At 67.7% G+C, this 17,706-nt stretch carries 19 protein-coding genes; 6 read left to right on the forward strand and 13 right to left on the reverse strand.

Annotated elements, in window-relative coordinates; translation table 11 throughout:
• Positions 1–42: 42 nt before the first annotated feature.
• Positions 43–642: a hypothetical protein gene (locus tag VQ042_RS16075; RefSeq protein ID WP_331821073.1), complete on the forward strand. Its 600-nt coding sequence runs from the start codon at positions 43–45 to the stop codon at positions 640–642.
• Here the strand turns inward: VQ042_RS16075 and VQ042_RS16080 are convergent.
• The 3 genes from VQ042_RS16080 to ribB form a co-directional block, all read right to left on the reverse strand.
• Positions 623–1,042 (reverse strand): hypothetical protein, encoded by a 420-nt coding sequence (locus VQ042_RS16080; protein WP_331821075.1) that lies wholly within the window; start codon positions 1,040–1,042, stop codon positions 623–625. The genes VQ042_RS16075 and VQ042_RS16080 overlap by 20 nt on opposite strands.
• Before the next feature lie 71 nt (positions 1,043–1,113).
• Positions 1,114–1,419: a hypothetical protein gene (locus VQ042_RS16085; protein ID WP_331821077.1), complete on the reverse strand. Its 306-nt coding sequence runs from the start codon at positions 1,417–1,419 to the stop codon at positions 1,114–1,116.
• Positions 1,420–1,709: 290 nt separating this feature from the next.
• Positions 1,710–2,837 carry a 3,4-dihydroxy-2-butanone-4-phosphate synthase gene (ribB, locus tag VQ042_RS16090; protein WP_331821079.1) on the reverse strand — a complete coding sequence of 376 codons (1,128 nt, stop codon included), beginning with the start codon at positions 2,835–2,837 and terminating at the stop codon, positions 1,710–1,712.
• A 307-nt stretch (positions 2,838–3,144) separates the two neighbouring features.
• On the opposite strand from ribB, the gene VQ042_RS16095 reads away from it, so the two are divergent.
• The 3 genes from VQ042_RS16095 (at position 3,145) to VQ042_RS16105 (ending at position 5,982) form a co-directional block, all read left to right on the forward strand.
• Positions 3,145–4,029 (forward strand): LysR family transcriptional regulator, encoded by an 885-nt coding sequence (locus tag VQ042_RS16095; protein ID WP_331821081.1) that lies wholly within the window; start codon positions 3,145–3,147, stop codon positions 4,027–4,029.
• A gap of 117 nt (positions 4,030–4,146) precedes the next feature.
• Entirely contained in the window at positions 4,147–4,995 is an 849-nt protein-coding gene (gene fdhD / locus VQ042_RS16100; protein ID WP_331821083.1) for a formate dehydrogenase accessory sulfurtransferase FdhD, read from the forward strand.
• A gap of 111 nt (positions 4,996–5,106) precedes the next feature.
• Positions 5,107–5,982 (forward strand): polysaccharide deacetylase family protein, encoded by an 876-nt coding sequence (locus VQ042_RS16105; RefSeq protein WP_331821085.1) that lies wholly within the window; start codon positions 5,107–5,109, stop codon positions 5,980–5,982.
• A 19-nt stretch (positions 5,983–6,001) separates the two neighbouring features.
• Here the strand turns inward: VQ042_RS16105 and VQ042_RS16110 are convergent, their stop codons facing one another.
• From VQ042_RS16110 to VQ042_RS16155, 10 genes are all read right to left on the reverse strand, one after another.
• The gene (locus tag VQ042_RS16110) at positions 6,002–6,418 is read right to left on the reverse strand and encodes a hypothetical protein (protein WP_331821087.1); all 417 of its coding nucleotides are present in this window, start codon (positions 6,416–6,418) and stop codon (positions 6,002–6,004) included.
• A 142-nt stretch (positions 6,419–6,560) separates the two neighbouring features.
• Positions 6,561–7,715, reverse strand: a complete 1,155-nt coding sequence (locus VQ042_RS16115; RefSeq protein WP_331821089.1) for an osmoprotectant NAGGN system M42 family peptidase — start codon at positions 7,713–7,715, stop codon at positions 6,561–6,563.
• Positions 7,715–9,526 (reverse strand): N-acetylglutaminylglutamine synthetase, encoded by a 1,812-nt coding sequence (ngg, locus tag VQ042_RS16120; protein ID WP_331821091.1) that lies wholly within the window; start codon positions 9,524–9,526, stop codon positions 7,715–7,717. The genes VQ042_RS16115 and ngg overlap by 1 nt, the downstream gene beginning before the upstream one ends.
• Positions 9,527–9,533: 7 nt before the next feature.
• Positions 9,534–11,309: an N-acetylglutaminylglutamine amidotransferase gene (locus tag VQ042_RS16125; protein ID WP_331821094.1), complete on the reverse strand. Its 1,776-nt coding sequence runs from the start codon at positions 11,307–11,309 to the stop codon at positions 9,534–9,536.
• A gap of 158 nt (positions 11,310–11,467) precedes the next feature.
• On the reverse strand, positions 11,468–12,514 hold the full coding sequence (locus VQ042_RS16130) for an alcohol dehydrogenase catalytic domain-containing protein (protein ID WP_331821096.1): 1,047 nt from the start codon (positions 12,512–12,514) through the stop codon (positions 11,468–11,470).
• Positions 12,515–12,587: 73 nt separating this feature from the next.
• Complete coding sequence (locus tag VQ042_RS16135) at positions 12,588–13,556, reverse strand: NADPH:quinone oxidoreductase family protein (RefSeq protein ID WP_331821098.1); 969 nt, start codon at positions 13,554–13,556, stop codon at positions 12,588–12,590.
• A 97-nt stretch (positions 13,557–13,653) separates the two neighbouring features.
• The gene (gene brnA, locus VQ042_RS16140) at positions 13,654–13,869 is read right to left on the reverse strand and encodes a type II toxin-antitoxin system BrnA family antitoxin (RefSeq protein WP_331821100.1); all 216 of its coding nucleotides are present in this window, start codon (positions 13,867–13,869) and stop codon (positions 13,654–13,656) included.
• Positions 13,856–14,119, reverse strand: coding sequence for a BrnT family toxin (locus VQ042_RS16145; RefSeq protein WP_331821102.1), 264 nt, complete (start codon positions 14,117–14,119; stop codon positions 13,856–13,858). The genes brnA and VQ042_RS16145 overlap by 14 nt, the downstream gene beginning before the upstream one ends.
• A gap of 98 nt (positions 14,120–14,217) precedes the next feature.
• On the reverse strand, positions 14,218–15,447 hold the full coding sequence (locus VQ042_RS16150) for an acyl-CoA dehydrogenase family protein (protein ID WP_442880102.1): 1,230 nt from the start codon (positions 15,445–15,447) through the stop codon (positions 14,218–14,220).
• Between the two features lie 17 nt (positions 15,448–15,464).
• Positions 15,465–16,220, reverse strand: coding sequence for a TetR/AcrR family transcriptional regulator (locus VQ042_RS16155; protein WP_331821106.1), 756 nt, complete (start codon positions 16,218–16,220; stop codon positions 15,465–15,467).
• Between the two features lie 115 nt (positions 16,221–16,335).
• Here VQ042_RS16155 and VQ042_RS16160 point away from each other — a divergent pair, with 115 nt between their 5' ends.
• Positions 16,336–17,154 (forward strand): SDR family oxidoreductase, encoded by an 819-nt coding sequence (locus VQ042_RS16160; protein WP_331821133.1) that lies wholly within the window; start codon positions 16,336–16,338, stop codon positions 17,152–17,154.
• Positions 17,154–17,666, forward strand: a complete 513-nt coding sequence (locus VQ042_RS16165; RefSeq protein WP_442880101.1) for a MaoC family dehydratase — start codon at positions 17,154–17,156, stop codon at positions 17,664–17,666. Before VQ042_RS16160 ends, VQ042_RS16165 begins: the two co-directional genes overlap by 1 nt.
• Positions 17,667–17,706 lie beyond the last annotated feature (40 nt).

The raw sequence follows: 17,706 nt of genomic DNA on the forward strand, positions 1-17,706 counted from the left end.
TGCTAACCATAAACGCGGAAAGTTCGCAGCGAGGGACACCCGATGCGACCGATTCTGCCAATCGCCCTGATGACAGCACTGTTCGCGGGATGCACCAGCATCCCGACGCGTTGCTACGTCACGCTCGATCCCGGCGGCGGTCCGACGGCCGAAGCCTGCGAGACCGGCCCGCAGCTGGTCATCCGCCCGATCACCGAAACGAACGCGGCCTATTACGTGCCGCCCTATGTCATCGCCGCCTTGTCCTATGAAGGCTTTCTGGTGCCGCAGGACGCGGACGCCGATGCGGCGGGCGACGAACCGGACGATGGCGCGGCGGGCGCGGCGGCGTTCGACGATGGCGGGGCATCGCGATGGCACAGGCCCGACGACGCCGGTCCCACGCCCTGGCGGCGGACGATCGTCGGCACCGACAGCCTGGCCATCGCCTTTGCCAGCGACGACGGGGTGGTGACGCAGGACGATCTGGCCCGGTTCTGGGACGCTCAGTTGATGGTCACGCCGATCGGTGCGGCGCCTGCCGCCGAGATGCCGGAGAACCGGCTGCCGCAGGCGGACACGATCGACGGCGAGATCCGCTATCGCCGGCCCGACGCGCTGGCCGGCATGGCCTTCCCGATCGCTAGCGACCTGCTTCCATGAGCAGCGGAATGCCGTTCAGGATGGCATTGCCCGGCGCCAGCACCTTCACCTTGCGCGCCGGCCGGGCATCGGAGGCTTCGACGACGATCGCCGTGCCCTGGGTGTCGAAGACGTAGTTCACGCCGTCGCATCGCACGGGACTGCCGAACAGGCCTTCCGAGAAGCCGTCGATGTCGATCGCCTCGCACCGGTTGATCGTCGTGCTCTCCACGATCTGGGTGGCGCGATCCTGGACGAGGGCGTTCAGCGTATAGCCGCGCTCGTCTTCCACGAATTCGAAGGCGAGGCCGTATTCCGGCAGGGACGCCGGCGCGGGGACGGGGGGCGACTTTTCCCCGAAGGGAATGGTCAGGCCGGCGGCCAGAACCATGGCTGCCGTGAAGCCGGCGATGAGGGTCATCTGCGTCCGCTCCTTCCGGAAATGGGTGAAGGGGGAGCGATCGCGATGGCTCGCTCCCCCTTCGAAGGATGTCAGCAGGGGCCTTCGACGAGGGTGTAGTGATCCTGCTCGACCAGCTTCCGCGTCGTCTTGTAAACGGCGGGATTGCGGCGCTTGACGATCGTGGCGCCGTCGGCGAACTCGCCGACCCATGACCGGCTCTCGCCGACGACCTTCTTGCCACGGGTGTTGTAGAGGTAAGTGGAAGGCACGTACTCGACACAATATGCCTTCTCGTTGCTCTCGGAGATGTGCCGCTTGTAGGTCTTGTCGTCGGCTTTCACCGAAAACGCCAGCACTGCAGCGACTGCGGAAATGCTAAACAGGACCTTGCGCATGGAAAAAACGCTTCCGTTGTTTGATGTAGCGCAACGGAAGGTCAGAATCATATATGACGAATATCAACAGGATATTCATGACTTAAGGGAAGTTTTCCCTCGACGCGCGAATTGTATCATATTGGAACAGGTCATGTTCATTTATGAAACGCTTTCCCCGGAAAGTACGGATTCGCACCATGATGCGGCGCAAAAAAATGTAACTTCCTTTGGGGAAGCAGTGCAGCATGCCGGGTATGGGCGACCGCGTTCCGGCGGCTCAGTGCGGGGGCTGACGCCGTCTCCTCGTCTCAGTCCTCGACGAGAATGGTGCCCGCGACCTCGATGCCGAAGCCGGTGAGTCCGACATAGGCGCGTTCATGGGTCGCCACGACGGAAATCGACCGTACGCCGAGATCGCGCAGGATCTGGGCCCCGACGCCGATCTCGCGCCAGCGCTGCTGCCGCTTCAGCGCGCTGCCGTGGCGTTCGCCGTCGGCATGGTCGGCCACCGTCGCGCCGGCCTCGAAATCGTCGACATTGGGGGTGCGCAGCAGCATCAGGACGCCGGAGCCGTGGCTCTTCAGGCGGTCCACGGCAATCTCCACCCAGGTCTTGGTCTCCCGCGTCCGGCCGAACAGATCGAGCACCGGCTGCTCCCGGTGGATGCGGGTCGGCACCTTCTCGCCGGCCCGCACGTCGCCGAAGACCGCGACGACATGCTGCATCTGGTCGAAGGGCGTCTCGTAGATCCGCAGCATGGCGTCCACGCCGCCGACCTTCATCGGCTCCTCGCGCACGCAGGTCACGAAGGATTCCCGCCGGATGCGGTAGGAGATCAGGTCCTCGATGGAGATGATCTTGAGGCCATGCTCACGGGCGAAGACGAGGAGTTCCGGCAGCCGCTTGACCGTGCCGTCGTCATTGACGATCTCGGCGAGGACGCCGGCGGGCTCCAGCCCGGCAAGCCGGGCGAGATCGGTGCCGGCCTCGGTATGGCCCGAACGGGTGAGCACGCCGCCGTCGCGGGCGATCAGCGGGAAGATGTGCCCCGGCTTCAGGAAGTCGGAGCCCGAGCAATTGTCGTTGGCCAGCGCCCGCACCGTGTTGGTGCGCTCCTCGGCCGAAATGCCGGTGGTCATGCCGACCTTGTAGTCGACCGAGACCGTGAAGGCGGTCCGCATCGGGTCGAGGTTGTTGGCCACCATCGGCGGCAGGTTCAGCCGGTCGGCGCGGTCCGCCGTCATCGGCACGCAGATGATGCCGCTGGTGTGGCGGATCATGAAGGCCATCTTTTCCGGCGTCGCCCTGGACGCCGCCATGATCAGGTCGCCCTCGTTCTCCCGGTCGGTATCGTCGACGACGACGACGAGCTCGCCCTCCGCGATCGCCGCGATGGCCGATTCGATGCTGTCGAGCTTCGTGTCCTGGTCCGTCATGCTGTTCGTCCGCTCCGCTTGCGGGTCATGCGCCTCGGCATGCCGTCGTCGTCCCCGCGATGCTTCGCCGGCCGGCCTGCCGGCCGCGGCTCCGTCGCGTTCACTCCCGTCGATGCTTTAGGCGCGGGGCGGCCGGCGATCAATGCGGCTGGCCCGAACGCTCCGGTCAGCTCCCGGAGAGGTCGTCGGGGGGAATCATGGGCATGTCCGTCGCGGGCATCGGCAAGGAGGCCGCTCGGCTGGGGACAGCGGCGGCGCGACGGCGTTGGATGTAGGAGCCACGCCCGACGATTGATAGGGTGCCACCATGATCGACAAGCTCGAATATCTCATCATGCTGGCCGGCGAGAAGCATTTCGGCCGTGCCGCCGAAAAGCTCGGCATCACCCAGCCGACCCTGTCGGCGGGTATCCGCCAGCTGGAAGAACGGCTCGGCGTCACGCTGGTCAACCGCGGCTCGCGCTTCCAGGGCATGACCGGGGAGGGCGAGCGCGTGCTGGTCTGGGCGCGGCGGATCTCCGACGATCTGCGGACCATGCACGAGGAAATCCGCATGGTGCGGACCGGGCTGTCGGGCCATCTGCGCATCGGCGCGGTGCCGACGGCGCTGCCCGTGGTGGCGGGGCTGACGACGCCGTTCCTGGAGCGATACGGCAATGTCTCCTTCGAGGTGACGTCGCACACCTCCACCGAGATCGTGCAGGGCGTCGAGAATTTCGAGATCGATGTCGCCCTGACCTATCTCGACGACGACCGCCTGCGCCGGCTGGATACGCGGCCGCTCTATGTCGAGCGCTACTGCGTCGTGACGACGCGCGGCAGCCGCCTGTCGGATCGCGCGTCCGTCACCTGGGAGGAGGCCGCATCGCTGCCGCTCTGCCTCCTGTCGGGCGGCATGCAGAACCGCCAGATCCTCAACCGCCATCTGAGTCCCGACGGCCGGCCGTTCCGCACGGTGATGGAATCGAACTCGATGATCGCACTCCTGGCACAGGTGCGGGCCGCCGATCTGGCGACGATCATGCCCTGCCGCTCGGCCGACACGCTGGGCCTGGCCGAGCCGATGGTGGCGATCCCGATATCGGGCGCCGAGATCAGCTATCGCATCGGTCTGGTCACCGCCCGCCGCGATCCCCGGCCGCCGATCCTCACGGCGTTCTGGGAGGAAAGCCGCCTGCCGGACGAAGCCTGACCCGTCGCCGCGCGGACGAGCCGCTTGCGCCGGCCCTTGCCTGCCCCACTTCACTCGATCTGGCGGCGGGCCGTCGCCCGCACCCCTCCGCGGCCCTCATGGCGAACAGGAGCAGGCATGAACCGGACCCCGTCGACCGGCGTTGCGAGCCTTGCCTATCGTGGCGGCGTCTTTACTGCCGGAACCCGCCAGGTGCCCGCCGAAACCGCCGTCGCCATCTCGGTCGATGGCTCGACCCATGCGGTGATGATGGCGACACCGGCCGATATCCGCGAACTGGGCATAGGCCTCGCCCTGAACGAGCGGATCGTCGCCCATCGCGGGGAGATCGAGCGGATCGAGATCGCCGACGGCGACCTCGGCATCGATTGCCGTCTCTGGCTGTCCGAGGCACGCGGCGCCACCTACACCGCGCGGCGCCGGCAGATGACCGGGCCGGTCGGCTGCGGGCTTTGCGGCGTGGAATCGCTGGAACTGGCCGGCCGGGACCTGCCGGCCGTCGGTGCGCCTCAGCTGTCCGTCACCCCCGCCGAACTGACCGGGGCTGTCGCCGCGATGGCGCGGCAGCAGGAACTGACGCGGCTGACCCGGGCGGTCCATGCCGCAGCGTTTCACCGGCCGGGCGGCGACATGGTGGTCCTGCGCGAGGATGTCGGCCGGCACAATGCGCTGGACAAGGTGGCCGGGCACCTGGCCGAGGCGGGGATCGATCCGGCCACCGGCTTCCTGACCATCACCAGCCGGGTCTCGGTGGAACTGATCCAGAAGGCGGCAGTGATGGGTTGTGGCCTGCTGGCCGCGGCCTCGGCGCCCACCGAACTTGCCATCGGCGAGGCAAAGGCGGCGGGGATCACGCTGGTGGCGGTGGTGCGCGGCGAGGAATTCGAGATCTTCTCCCACGGCGCCCGCATCGCCGGAACCGACGCCACCGCCGGGCCGGACGACGCAAGCCCCGCGACGGCATGAACCGGCCCGCATAGGCGGTCGGCCGACAGCCTGCGAAGCGGAGACGGGCGCAACCGGGCGTTAACCATGGCGCCATACGATCGGAGCGTCGAAACTCTCCGGACCGCTGTCATGAAACTCTTCAATGTCGGGGTTGCCGTGCTGGCGGCCTGCCTGCTGGCGGGTTGTGCCCACAACGAGGCGACGAGCCTTGCGATCAAGGGGACGACGGCGTTCCCGGCCGTCTCGGCGCTGGGCTTCGCGGCCGATGCCGAAGACGGGGCATTCCCGCTGTTCCAGTCCTTTGCACCGGTCTCCACTTCGCCGCTGAACGGGCGGACGCTGGAGGTCGGGCACATCTCCGACATCGTCCTGCAACCCAAGGAGGTGGTCCTCACCTTCGACGATGGTCCGATCCCGGGCAAGACGCACCAGATCCTGCGCGCCCTCGACGAATACGGCGTCGACGCCACCTTCCTGATGGTCGGCCAGATGGCCCGCGCCTATCCGACGATCGCCCAGGACGTGGCGCTGCACGGCCATACGATCGGCACCCATACCGAGCGCCATCCCAATCTGCGCACGCTCAGCGCCGATGCGGCGATGGCCGAGATCCACCGCGGCCAGCGCAGCGTGTCGGCGGCGCTGGCGCCGATCGGGCGGAGCCCGGCGCCGTTCTTCCGCTTCCCCTATCTCGCCGACAGCCGCCCCTTGCGCGAGCGCCTGTCCGGGGAAGGCGTGGTGGCGATCGATGTCGACATCGATTCCAAGGATTATTTCCGCGACGTGCCCGCGATCGTGCGCGACCGCACGCTGCTGACCCTGGAAAAGCACGGACGCGGCATCGTCCTGTTCCACGACATCCAGTCGCGGACGGCCGCGATGCTGCCGGGGTTCCTGCAGGCGCTTCAGGAGCGCGGCTTCAAGGTGGTGCGGCTGGTCCCGGCCGAACCGCGCCTCGGTCCCCTGCTGATGTCGTCGAACCGCCCGGTGGCCGCCGGCTCCTGACGCGGGTGGGCCTCGCGGCTCAGGCGCCGGGCCGGTCGGTGCCTGCCGGCTCCAGGCTATCGCGGGAATCGCCGCCGGCCTGTCGCCAGCGGACCTCGTCGTCGTAGAGCCGGCGAAGCTCCGCCTCGCTCGCTTCGGCATGCCGCAGGCGATCGCGCGTGTCGCGCAGGCGCAGCCGCAGGGTCATCGCGACCAGCGAGACCAGCAGGATCGTGGCGAAGCAGCCATAGGCGAAGACGTGGCGCTTCAGCGGATCGTCCACCGGCTCGGTCCCGTAGACGGCGGCAATGGCAAGGAAGATCGCGGCGACGAACAGGATGATGCTGCGCGACAGGATCAGCGAGAGAAGCGCCAGCATCAGGCCCGCGGTGGCGATGACCGGGTGGCGCGTCGCGACAGCGAGCAGTTCGAGCCCCCAGGCGATCGCGATCGCCATCCCTGTGTCCGAAGTCACGCCGTCCTGCCTCCCCGTGTCCCGGCAGGCCCGTGAGGTGCCGGTCGGGCCATGCTAGCGCAGGCCGAAGCCTTGCGGAATGGGGGGCGGGATCGACGGGCCGCCCCTGGCAGGCCCGCCGCCGTCACTCCGCCGGCGAGGAATCCTCGGCCAGTTCCTGTTCGGCCTCAATCGCCGGCTGCCGGGTGAAGCCCTTGATGCCGGCATGCTGGTTGCGGTCGCGCTCGATTTCGACGGGCGAGGTAGCATAGGCGGTGATCAGCTCCGCCAGCGAGCGCAGCGCGTGCATGTGGATGCGCTCATAGCCGTGGGAGGCGTCGACGCCGAAGGTGATGAGCGCGGTGCGCACGTCGTGGCCGGCCTCGATCGCCGACGCCGAATCCGAGCGGTAGAACTTGAAGATGTCCTTCTGGTAGCTGATGTCCTCGTCGACGCAGAGCCGCACCAGCTTCTTGGTCAGATGGTAGTCGAACGGGCCCGACTGGTCGGACATGCCGATGGTCACGCCGAATTCCGACGAGTTCTGGCCGGGCGCCGAGGTGCCGTTGTCCACCGCGATCATCGAGGCGACGTCGGGGGTCAGGATCGAGGCGGCGCCGACGCCCACCTCCTCGGCGATGGTGAACAGCCAGTGGATGTCGACCGGCGTCGACACGCCTTCGCGCTCCATCGCCTCGATCGCCGCCAGCATCACCGCGACGCCCGCCTTGTTGTCGAGGTGGCGCGAAACGATGAAGCCGTTCTCCATGAACTCCGGCTGCGGATCGATGGCCACCGTGTCGCCGATCTCGATCTTCAGCTTGTCGAGCTCCGCGCGGTTGCGCGACAGCGCGTCGACCCGCATTTCGACATAGTCCCAGCCCACCGGCATGGTGTCGATTTCCATGTTGTAGGTGTGGCCGGAGGCCTTGAGCGGCAGGATGGTGCCGCGATAGGTGCCGGCCTCGGTGAACAGGGTGGCGCGGGCACCCTCGGCGAAGCGCGCCGACCACATGCCGATCGGCACCAGCTCCAGCCGGCCATTGTCCTTGAGCTGCTTCACCTGGGCGCCCAGCGTGTCGAGATGGCTGACGATGGCGCGGGCCGAGGCCCGGCGCGAGCCCTGCCGCACGGCGGAAATCGCGCCCCGGCGGGTCAGCTCCGGGGTCAGACCCAGCCGCTCCAGTTCCTTGGCCACGTGGCGCACGATCGTGTCCGTGTAGCCGGTCGGACTCGAGATGGTCAGGAGCGCCTTGAGCTGATCCGTCAGATAGTGGGCATCGATGACAAGCCGCGGCACTAGTCGTCCTTCCGTGATTTCTGCTGCTGATTCCTGGCTGCGCGCACTGAAAACGGTATCGACAGGGGAAACAAGAGGTCGACGAAACGCTCGGCCGTCGGCTGCGGCTCGTGATTGGCCAGGCCGGGGCGCTCGTTGGCCTCGATGAAGACGTAGTCCGGGCGCCGGGGATCCTTCACCATCAGGTCGATGCCGGTCACCGGGATCTCGATCGCGCGGGCCGCAGCCACGGCGGCCTGGACCAGTGTCGGGTGCACTTCGCCGGTGACGTCGTGGATGGTGCCGCCGGTGTGCAGATTGGCGGTCTTGCGGACCGCGATCCGCTCGTCCTTGGGCAGGACGTCGTCCATGGCGTAGCCGGCATTCTTCACGCAGCGCCGGGTCTCGGCGTCGTCGGGCACGCGGCTTTCGCCGCCGGTCGCCGCCGCGCGGCGCCGGGACAGATGCTCGATCAGCGCGCGAATGCTCGACCGCCCGTCGCCGGTGACGTGCGGCGGACGGCGCAGCGCCGCCGCCACGAGCCGGTAGTCGATGACGATGAGGCGCAGGTCCTCGCCGATGAAGCAGGCCTCCAGGAGCACGCGGTCCGATTGCTGGCGGGCGGCGGCGATCGCCGTCCGGGCATCCTCCAGATTGTCGATGCCCACGGCGATGCCGCGCCCCTGCTCGCCGCGCGCCGGCTTCACCACGATGCTGCCATGGGCCTCGATGAAGGCGGCGATCGCCGCATCGTCGACATCGGCGTCCATCTGCTCGGGCACCTTGACGCCGGCCGCCTCCACCATGCGGCGGGTCACCGACTTGTCGTCGCAGATCGACATGGCGATGGCGGTGGTCAGCTCCGACAGGCTTTCGCGGCACACGATCGTGCGGCCGCCCTGGGTCAGGCGGAAGAAGCCGCCCTGCGCGTCGGTGATTTCGGCATGGATGCCGCGCCGGCGGGCCTCGTCGACGATGATGCGGGCGTAGGGATTGAGCTGGTCGTAGTCTTCGCTGGAGCCGGTGAACAGCCTCTCGTTGATCTCGTTCTTGCGCTTCACCGCGAAATACGGGACCCGGTAGAAGCCGAGCTTCTCGTAGAGGGCGATCGCCTTCTCGTTGTCGTGCATCACCGACAGATCCATGTAGGCGCATTCGCGGGCCTGGAAATGCTCGGCCAGGTGGCGCACCAGCGCTTCGCCGATGCCCGGATGGGTGGCCTGCGGATCGACCGCCAGGCACCACAGCGACGAGCCGTTTTCCGGATCGCCGAAGGCGCGGCGGTTGTCGACCCCGGTGACCGTGCCGAGGATCGCGCCGGTCGTCTCGTCCTCGGCGACGAAATAGGTCAGGGCGCGATTGTCCCGGTTCGACCAGAAGAAACCCGGATGGACCTGCACCATGCCGCGGCTCTGGTAGATGCGGTTGACCTCGTTGGCGTCCTCTTCGGACGCCATGCGGCGGATGAAATAGCCGCGCGGCCGGCGCGGATCGCTGCGATAGGTCGCCAGGTCGAGCCGGTATGTATGGGACGGATCGAGGAAGATCTCCTGCGGGGCATGGCTGAGCAGCACATGCGGATCGCGCACGTAGAAGGCGATGTCGCGCCGCGCCGTGCCTTCCTCGCGCAGGCTGCTGACGAGCTCCTTGGGGTCGTCGAAGGTCTGGCCGAAGACCAGCCGGCCCCAGCCGCAATCGAGGATGGCGTTGTCGTCCGCCTGATGGGCCGCACCGCGGGGCTGGTCGATCGGCGGCTTCATGCCGTCGCGATGCATCCGCCGCAGGCGGTGCTGCTCGGCCCCGTGCGGCTGCTTGTCTTTCATGTCGGCCATGGCGCGATCACAGCTCCTGCTGCTGGAGCCACATTTCGAGGAGCGCGACCTGCCACAGTTCCGAGCCGCGCAACGGCGTGATGTGGGCCGACGGATCGGCGAAGAGCGTGTCGAGATAGTCGTCGCGGAACAGGCCGCGCGAGCGGGCGCTGTCGGAGCGCAGCGTGTCCTGCACCATGTCGAGATAGGGGCCGGAGATGTATTTGAGCTGCGGCACCGGGAAATAGCCCTTCTTGCGGTCGATCACCTCGGACGGGACGACCTGCCGGGCGACTTCCTTGAGGACGCCCTTGCCGTCCTGCTTGAGCTTTTCCTCGGCCGGCACCCGCGCGGCGAGCTCGACCAGCTCGTGGTCGAGGAACGGCACCCGGGCCTCCAGGCCCCAGGCCATGGTCATGTTGTCGACCCGCTTGACCGGGTCGTCCACCAGCATGATGTGGGCATCGACCCGCAGCGCCTTGTCGACCGGGTTGGTGGCGCCGGCCATGGCGAAATGGCGCTCGACGAATTCGCGGCTGACATCGCTGTCGGCATGCCATTCGGGCGAGACCTGCCGGCGCAGCGTCTCGTCGGACCGGTCGAAGAACGCCCGGCTGTAGGCGGCCAGGGGATCGTTGGCGCCGACCATCGGCGGATACCAGTGATAGCCGCCGAAGATCTCGTCGGCGCCCTGGCCCGACTGCACCACCTTGATGTGCTTGGAGACCTCGCGGGACAGGAGGTAGAAGCCGACATTGTCGTAGGAGACCATCGGCTCGGACATGGCGGCGATGGTGCCCGGCAGGTGCTCCATAAGCTCCGAGCCGGGCACGAAGATCTTGTGATGCTCGGTGCCGTAATGGTTGGCGATGAGGTCGGAGAATTCGAACTCGTTGCCGACCTCGCCATTGGCGTCCTCGAAGCCGATGGAGAAGGTGTTGAGGTTCTTCTGCCCCGCCTCGGCCAGCAGCCCGACGATCAGCGAGGAATCGACGCCCCCCGACAGAAGGACGCCGACCGGCACGTCCGCCACCATGCGGCGCGCGACCGCGGTCTTCAGCGATGCCATGACGAGGTCGCGCCAGTCGTCTGAGGACAGCTTCTCGTCGCCCGGCAGCGGGGCGAAATTCGGCGCCCAGAACGTCTCGTCGGTGAAGCGTCCATCGGCCTCGATCAGCCGCGTCGTCGCCGGCGGCAGCTTGCGCACGCCCTTGACGATGGTCAGCGGCGGCGGGACGACCGCATGGAAGGTCATGTAATGGTGCAGCGCCTCGCGGTCGATCGATGTGTCGACGTCGCCGGTGCGCAGGATCGCCTGCAGCGACGAGCCGACATACAGGCGCTTGTCGGTCTGCGAGAGATAGAGCGGCTTGATGCCGAAGCGGTCGCGCGCGAGCAGCACCCGGCCGGTCTCGCGCTCGTGCAGCGCGAAGGCGAACATGCCGTGGAAGCGTTTCACGCAGTCGCGGCCCCAGGCGTGATACGCCTTGAGGATCACTTCGGTGTCCCCATGGGAGAAGAAGCGGTAGCCCTTGCCCTCCAGCTCCTGGCGCAACTCGGGATAATTGTAGATGCAGCCGTTAAAGGCGATGGTCAGGCCGAGCTCGGGGTCGACCATCGGCTGCTCGGCCTTTTCCGACAGGTCGATGATCTTCAGCCGGCGGTGGCCGAGGCCCACCCGGCCGCGCACGACCTGGCCCGAGCCGTCCGGTCCGCGGCGTTCCAGGCAGGCAGACATCCTGGAAATGCGCTCCGGTGAAGCCGACGCCCCGTCGAACCGGATTTCACCGCAAATACCGCACATGTCGCCTCCAGAACCTGGTCTCTCGATCGTCTTCCGCCGCCTGCGAGGCGCGCGGATGCTCGGGTGACGGGAGCATATAGGCCGCTGCGGCCGGACATGAACCGAAGCGCGGCGAGATTCTGCCGCGGTGCAGCGAGCGGAATGGCGCCGAAGCCGGCTTACGGACGCAGGAGGATCTTGCCGCGGTTCATGCCCTCCAGCGCGTCGGCCAGCCGGTCCGGCGCCTCGTCGAGGGACAGCGTCTGTGCCACATCGGTCTTCCAGGCGCCGCTGATGAAGCGTTTCTGCACCTCGGTGAAGGCCTGCACCCGCTGCTCCGCCGTCGCCCGGCCGAGCCATTCGGTCAGCCAGAAGCCCTCGATCACCTTCTTCATGAAGACCATCTGGCCGAGGGAGGGCAAGCGGGGCGCCTCCTGCGAGAGCTTGCCGTAGATCACCCAGCGCGCGCCGGCCGGCATAGCCGAGAAGATCGTCGCCGAATGATTGTCGGCCACGGCGTCGAGCAGCATCTTCGGCTGGTTCTGCTTCATCGCCTGCAGCAGCATGTCCTCGAAATCCTCGCGGGCGGTGTTCAGCACCGTGCCGGCGCCCAGGCCTTCCAGCATGCCGCGATGCTCCTCGCGGCGCACGACGGCGATGGCGTGCATGCCCATGTCGCGGGCGAGCGAGGCCATCAGCTTGCAGAGCTGGCTGGCGCCGGCCGTCATGACGAAGGCATTGGCACCATATTCGCGGGCCAGATGCACCATCGCCCAGGCGCTGAGCGGATTGACGATCAGTGCCGCCGCGTCCTCGTCGCGCATCTCCCTGGCAAGCGGGACGACCGCGCCAGCGTCCGTCAGGGCGTATTGGGCCCAGGCGCCGGTGCCGTTGCGCGCGATCGAGACGGCGACGCGCTGGCCGACCAGCTGGGCCGCGGCCGGATCGTCGCCGGCCGCCACGACTTCGCCCATCGCCTCGAAGCCGGCGGCCACGCCCTTGCGCCGCGGCTGGCCGTATTCGCCCTTGATGTAGTGGAGGTCGGACGGATTGACGTTGGCAAGGCCGATCCGCACCAGCACCTGCCGGCCGTCCGGCTTCGGCACGGCGATCCGTTCCAGCGACACCCAGTCCTTCAGGTCCGCGATGGTGGGACCCTCCGCGGTGCCGGAATAGCCGTCATGCTTCAGGACGAGCGCCTGCATCGTGTCGGGAAGTGCGGACATGGAGGTCTCCGTGATCGGGGTCTGCTGTGCCAACGCGCAGGTCGCCGGACGGTTTCGCCGCCGCGTCGCACCGCTACGGGACGAGGACGATCTTGCCGGTGGTCTTGCGGTCGTGCATGCGGCGCAGGACATCGGCAGCGTCGCTGAGCTTTGCGCGCTCGGAGACGTGCGGACGCACGCTGCCTTCCACGGCCCAGCCCATCAGTTCGCGCATGTTGTCGGCAAACGCCGCCGGCTCCTTGCGGGTGAAGGCGCCCCAGAACACGCCGACGAGGCTGTAGCCCTTCACCAGAGCGAGATTGACCGGCAGCTTCGGGATGGTGCCCGAGGCAAAGCCGATGACGAGGAGCCGTCCGTTCCACGCCATCGACCGCGCCAGCGCATCGAAGGCCTCGCCGCCGACGGGATCGAAGGCGACGTCGACGCCGGCACCGTCCGTCAGCCGCTTGATGTCGCCCCGCAGGTCATCGTAGCCGATCGCCTCGTCGGCGCCTTCGGCTTTCGCCAGCGCCTGCTTTTCGGCCGACGAAGCGACGGCGATCACCCGGGCGCCCATGGTCTTGCCGATCTGGATGGCGGCGAGGCCGGTCGCGCCGGCGGCGCCCAGGACGAGCAGCGTCTCCCCGGGCTTCAGCGCGGCGCGCTGCTTCAAGGCGTGATGCGCCGTGCCGTAGCCGCAGACCAGGGCACAGGCGATTGCGGCATCGAAGCCCTCGGGCAGGGGCATGGCTGCCGCCTCGTCGACCGCGACCGTCTCGGCATAGGCGCCGAGCTGCATGGAGGCGACAACCCGGTCGCCGACCTTCAGCCGCTTCACGTCGGGGCCGACCGCCACGATGCGGCCGGCGCTCTCCATGCCGGGAACGAAGGGCACGTCGGGCTTGGCCTGATAAAGACCCTGGACGAGCAGGCCGTCCGGATAGTTCACCCCGACCGCTTCGGCTGCGATGACGATCTCGCTGCCCTTGGGCGACGGCTCGTCGATGTCCTTGTAGGCGAGGGACTCGATCGGCCCGTATGCGTCGCAGACGATGGCTTTCATGGGATGTTCCTTGCACATTCGGACCCGCACCGGCGCCCCATCGTCCGGCAAGCGGTTTCCCGGAAGTGCCTTGGCGCGAAGGGCCGTCTTCAGAGATTTACGAGAGGCGTTCGGCGATCCACAGCTTGATCAGTGCCTGACGGGTGACGCCTAGGCGTCGCGCCTGCTGGTCGAGCCCGGCCACGACCCAGGCGGGAAAATCGACATTGACGCGGCGGGTTTCGACATTGGGGCGCCGGGCCTTCGACCAGTCGATCTGGTCGCTGACATCCGCGCCGGCATCGAATGCCTCGTCGAGTTCATGCGCCTTCATAGAATGCGACCTCCTGCTGTCTGGCTCGCCGCACGGAAATCAGCCGGAGCCGGCCTTCCCGTTCGACATAGACCGCTGCCCAGTGCTTGCCGCCGATCTGCCCGATCGCCAGACACCGCGGTTCGTCGTCGGTGCGGGCCGGCGCCTCGATCATCCAGGGATCGTCCCAGATACGCTGGGCGTCCTCGAAGTCGAACCCATGCTTGGCCTTGTTCGCCGCACTCTTGTTAGGGTCGAATTCGAACTTCATGCGCTATAATGGTATGTAATTGACGCTGTTTCCATACCTTTCGCGCGCGGTGCTGACCGAGGCGGCGTAGCACCGCCCCGGTCCTGCCTGTCGTCGCGTCACACCTTTTCCTGGGTGTGCTTGGCCAGTTCCCAGCGTGCCACCTGGCGGCGATGCACCGCGTCCGGGCCGTCGGCGAGCCGCAACGTGCGCACATGGGTCCACATGCGGGCCAGCGGCTGGTCCTGGGAAATGCCTTCGCCGCCGAACATCTGCACCGCCTCGTCGATCACCGTCAGCGCCACGTTGGGCGCGACGACCTTGATCTGGCTGATCCACGGGGCGGCGGCCCGCTGGTCGCCCTGGTCCATCATCCAGGCCGCCTTCAGGCACAGGAGCCGCGCCATCTCGATATCCATCCGGCATTTGGCGATGATGTCGTAATTGGCGCCGAGCTGGGACAGCGGCTTGCCGAAGGCCTCGCGGCGCAGCGAGCGCGTGCACATCATCTCCAGCGCCGCCTCGGCATGGCCGATGGCGCGCATGCAATGGTGGATGCGGCCGGGTCCCAGACGGCCCTGGGCCACCTCGAAGCCGCGCCCTTCCTCCAGGATCATCGCCGATTTCGGCACCCGCACATCGGTGAAGCGGATATGCATGTGGCCATGCGGCGCGTCGTCGTCGCCATAGACGGTCATGGCGCGCAGCACCTCGATGCCCGGCGTGTCCGCCGGCACCAGCACCATCGAATGGCGCCGGTGCTTGGGCATGTCGTCGCCGCCGGTCTTGACCATGACGATGTAGATCTCGCAGCGCGGATCGCCGGCGCCGGAGGACCACCATTTCTCGCCATTGAGGACATAATGGTCGCCGTCGGCCACGCAGGGCATCTCGACATTGGTGGCGTCGGAGGATGCCACGTCCGGCTCTGTCATCAGATAGGCCGAGCGGATCTGGCCATCGAGCAGGCGCGGCAGCCACGGCGCCTGCTGCTCGGGCGTGCAATAGCGCTCGAAGACTTCCATGTTGCCGGTGTCGGGGGCGGAACAGTTGAAGGTCTCGGCGCCCAGATGCGTCTTGCCCATCTCCTCGGCGAGATAGGCGTATTCGACGGTGGACAGGCCGTAGCCGCGGTCCGAATCCGTCAGCCAGAAATTCCACAGATTGCGGCTACGGGCCGTCGCCTTCAGGCCTTCGAGGATCTCGCTCTGCCGGGCGGTGTAGATCCAGCGGCCTTCCTTCGGCACCTCGGCGAGGAACTCCTCGCCGGCCGGCGTGATCTCGTTGCGGACCATGTCGCGCACCGCTGCGTGGATCGGCTTCAGCCGCTCGGTCATGCCCAGCGCCATCGCGCCATTGTGTTCGCTCATCGGTCGAATTCCTCCTCGAGAATGCTGTCGTCGGCGCCGGCGCCGCGCAATGCGAAATAGGCCAGGTCGCGGGCGATGGCCTTGCGGTCGCGTGCCGTCTCGCCGTCCCGCTCCCGATACCAGAAGACCGGCGAGTTGATCACCGCCAGGAACGTCTTTCCCGCCAGCGAGATGTCGCTGGTCGCCGGCAGGTCGCCCTGGGTGCGGGCCTCGGCGATGACGCCGCGAAATAGCGCCTCGTAGCGGTCGCGCTCGGCGATCAGCTTCTCCAGCGAGGCCTTGTCCTGGGGCGTCGACGGGCTGTTCATGTGCCGCGACACGCCCTGCAGGATGACGAGCTGGAAATGCACCTCGTCCATCATCGTCATGATGTGCGCCTCGGCCATGGCGCGCAGCCGCGTCACCGCCCGGTCGCGCGACTGCGCATGCGGGGTGACCGCCGCGAAATCCAGCGCCATGCCGTGCTGGCAGACATCGAAGAACAGATCGTTCTTGGAGCGGTAGTAATGATAGACGATGCCCTTGGTCGCGCCCATGCCGCGCGCCACATCGTCGATGGAGGCGGCGGCATAGCCGCGCTCTCCGAAGGCCCGGGCCGCCGCCGCCAGGATCGCCGCGCGGGCGCCGTCCGGGTCGCCTTCGCCGCCCCGTGCCGCCACGAAGTCCCGGTCGCGGCGCGAACGCGGCGGTGGCGCCCGGCGCTGCCGCACCCCGCTCTCCTCCGTCTCGCCTGTGGTTCGCTCGCTCGCCATCGTTCCACCACTGGACATACTCGCGCGTATGATGTCAATTGCGGCCCGAAGGTTTTTCGCCGGATCGCCATTGTCGGCGGTGCGGCGCCAGGAAGGGAGGGACCACCCGATGACCATGTCGATGCTGGAACGCCTGTTCTCCGTCGAGGGCAAGACGGCCCTCGTCACCGGCGGTGCAACGGGCATCGGACGGATGATCGCCACGGCGCTCGCCGGGGGCGGGGCGCGGGTGCTGATCGCGTCGCGCAAGGCGGAGGCCTGCGAGGCGACCGCCACCGAGATCAATGCCGAAGGCCATCCGGGCACGGTCGAGGGCTTTGCCGGCGACGTGGGGAGCGAAGCCGGCGTCGCGGCGCTGGCGGACGCGGTGAAGGCGCGCACGGACCGGCTCGACATCCTGTTCAACAATGCCGGCGTGTCCTGGGGTGCGCCGCTGGAAGAGTTTCCCTACAGCGCCTGGGCGAAGGTCATGGGCGTCAACGTGGCGGGCCTGTTCACGGTGACCCAGCATCTCCTGCCGCTGCTCGAAAAGGCGGCGAGCGCCGAGAACCCGGCCCGGATCGTCAACCTCGGCTCGGTGATGGGTGCGGCGCCGCTGGCCGAGAACGTCTATTCCTACGCGGCCTCCAAGGCGGCCGTGCACCATCTGACCCGTTGTCTCGCCAAGGAATTTGCCGGCCGGCACATCACCGTCAACGCGTTTGCGCCCGGCCCCTTCCAGTCGAAGATGACGGCCTTTGCGACCGGCACGGACGAGAAGGCGGCGGCCGTGGGCCGCGGCGTCCCGATGGGCCGGATCGGTGCGCCCGACGATATTGCCGGCGCCGCGCTGTTCCTTTGCGGCCGCGGCGGCGCATATACGACGGGGGCGATCCTGCCGCTGGACGGCGGGATCGGGGTCGAGACCGGGCACGAATTGTTCGAGGAGCACTGATGGCGCTGGATTCCGTCGCCGCGACCGAGGCGGTCCTCAGGGCCCGGCTGGTCTCGATGGAGGCGTATCGCGCCCATCTGGACGGCGAGCCGCTGGTTTCCGACTGGCTGACCGTCGACCAGACCATGATCGACGGCTTCGCCGCCGCGACCCACGACCATCAGTTCATCCATGTGGATCCGGAGCGGGCCAAGGCCGCAACCCCCTTCGGCGGCACCATCGCCCACGGTTTCCTGACTATCTCGCTCCTGTCGCCGCTCGCCTATGACGCGCTGCCGGGCGTGAAGACGACGAAGATGGGCATCAATTACGGCTTCGATCGCGTGCGGTTCCTCAACCCCGTCAAGGCGGGGGCACGGGTGCGCGGCGTCTTCAGGATGGTCGGCCTCACCGAGCGCGCGGTCAGCCTGCAGACCACCTGGGATGCCGCGATCGAGATCGAAGGCGCCACCAAGCCGGCGCTGACGGCGCAATGGATCACACTGGCGGTGCTGGAGCCACCGACGGACTGAGCCGACGCGCACCGCCCCACGCTCGCACCTAACCGGGAGA

Source organism: Aurantimonas sp. A2-1-M11 (genome assembly GCF_036549475.1).
GTDB lineage: Bacteria > Pseudomonadota > Alphaproteobacteria > Rhizobiales > Rhizobiaceae > Aurantimonas.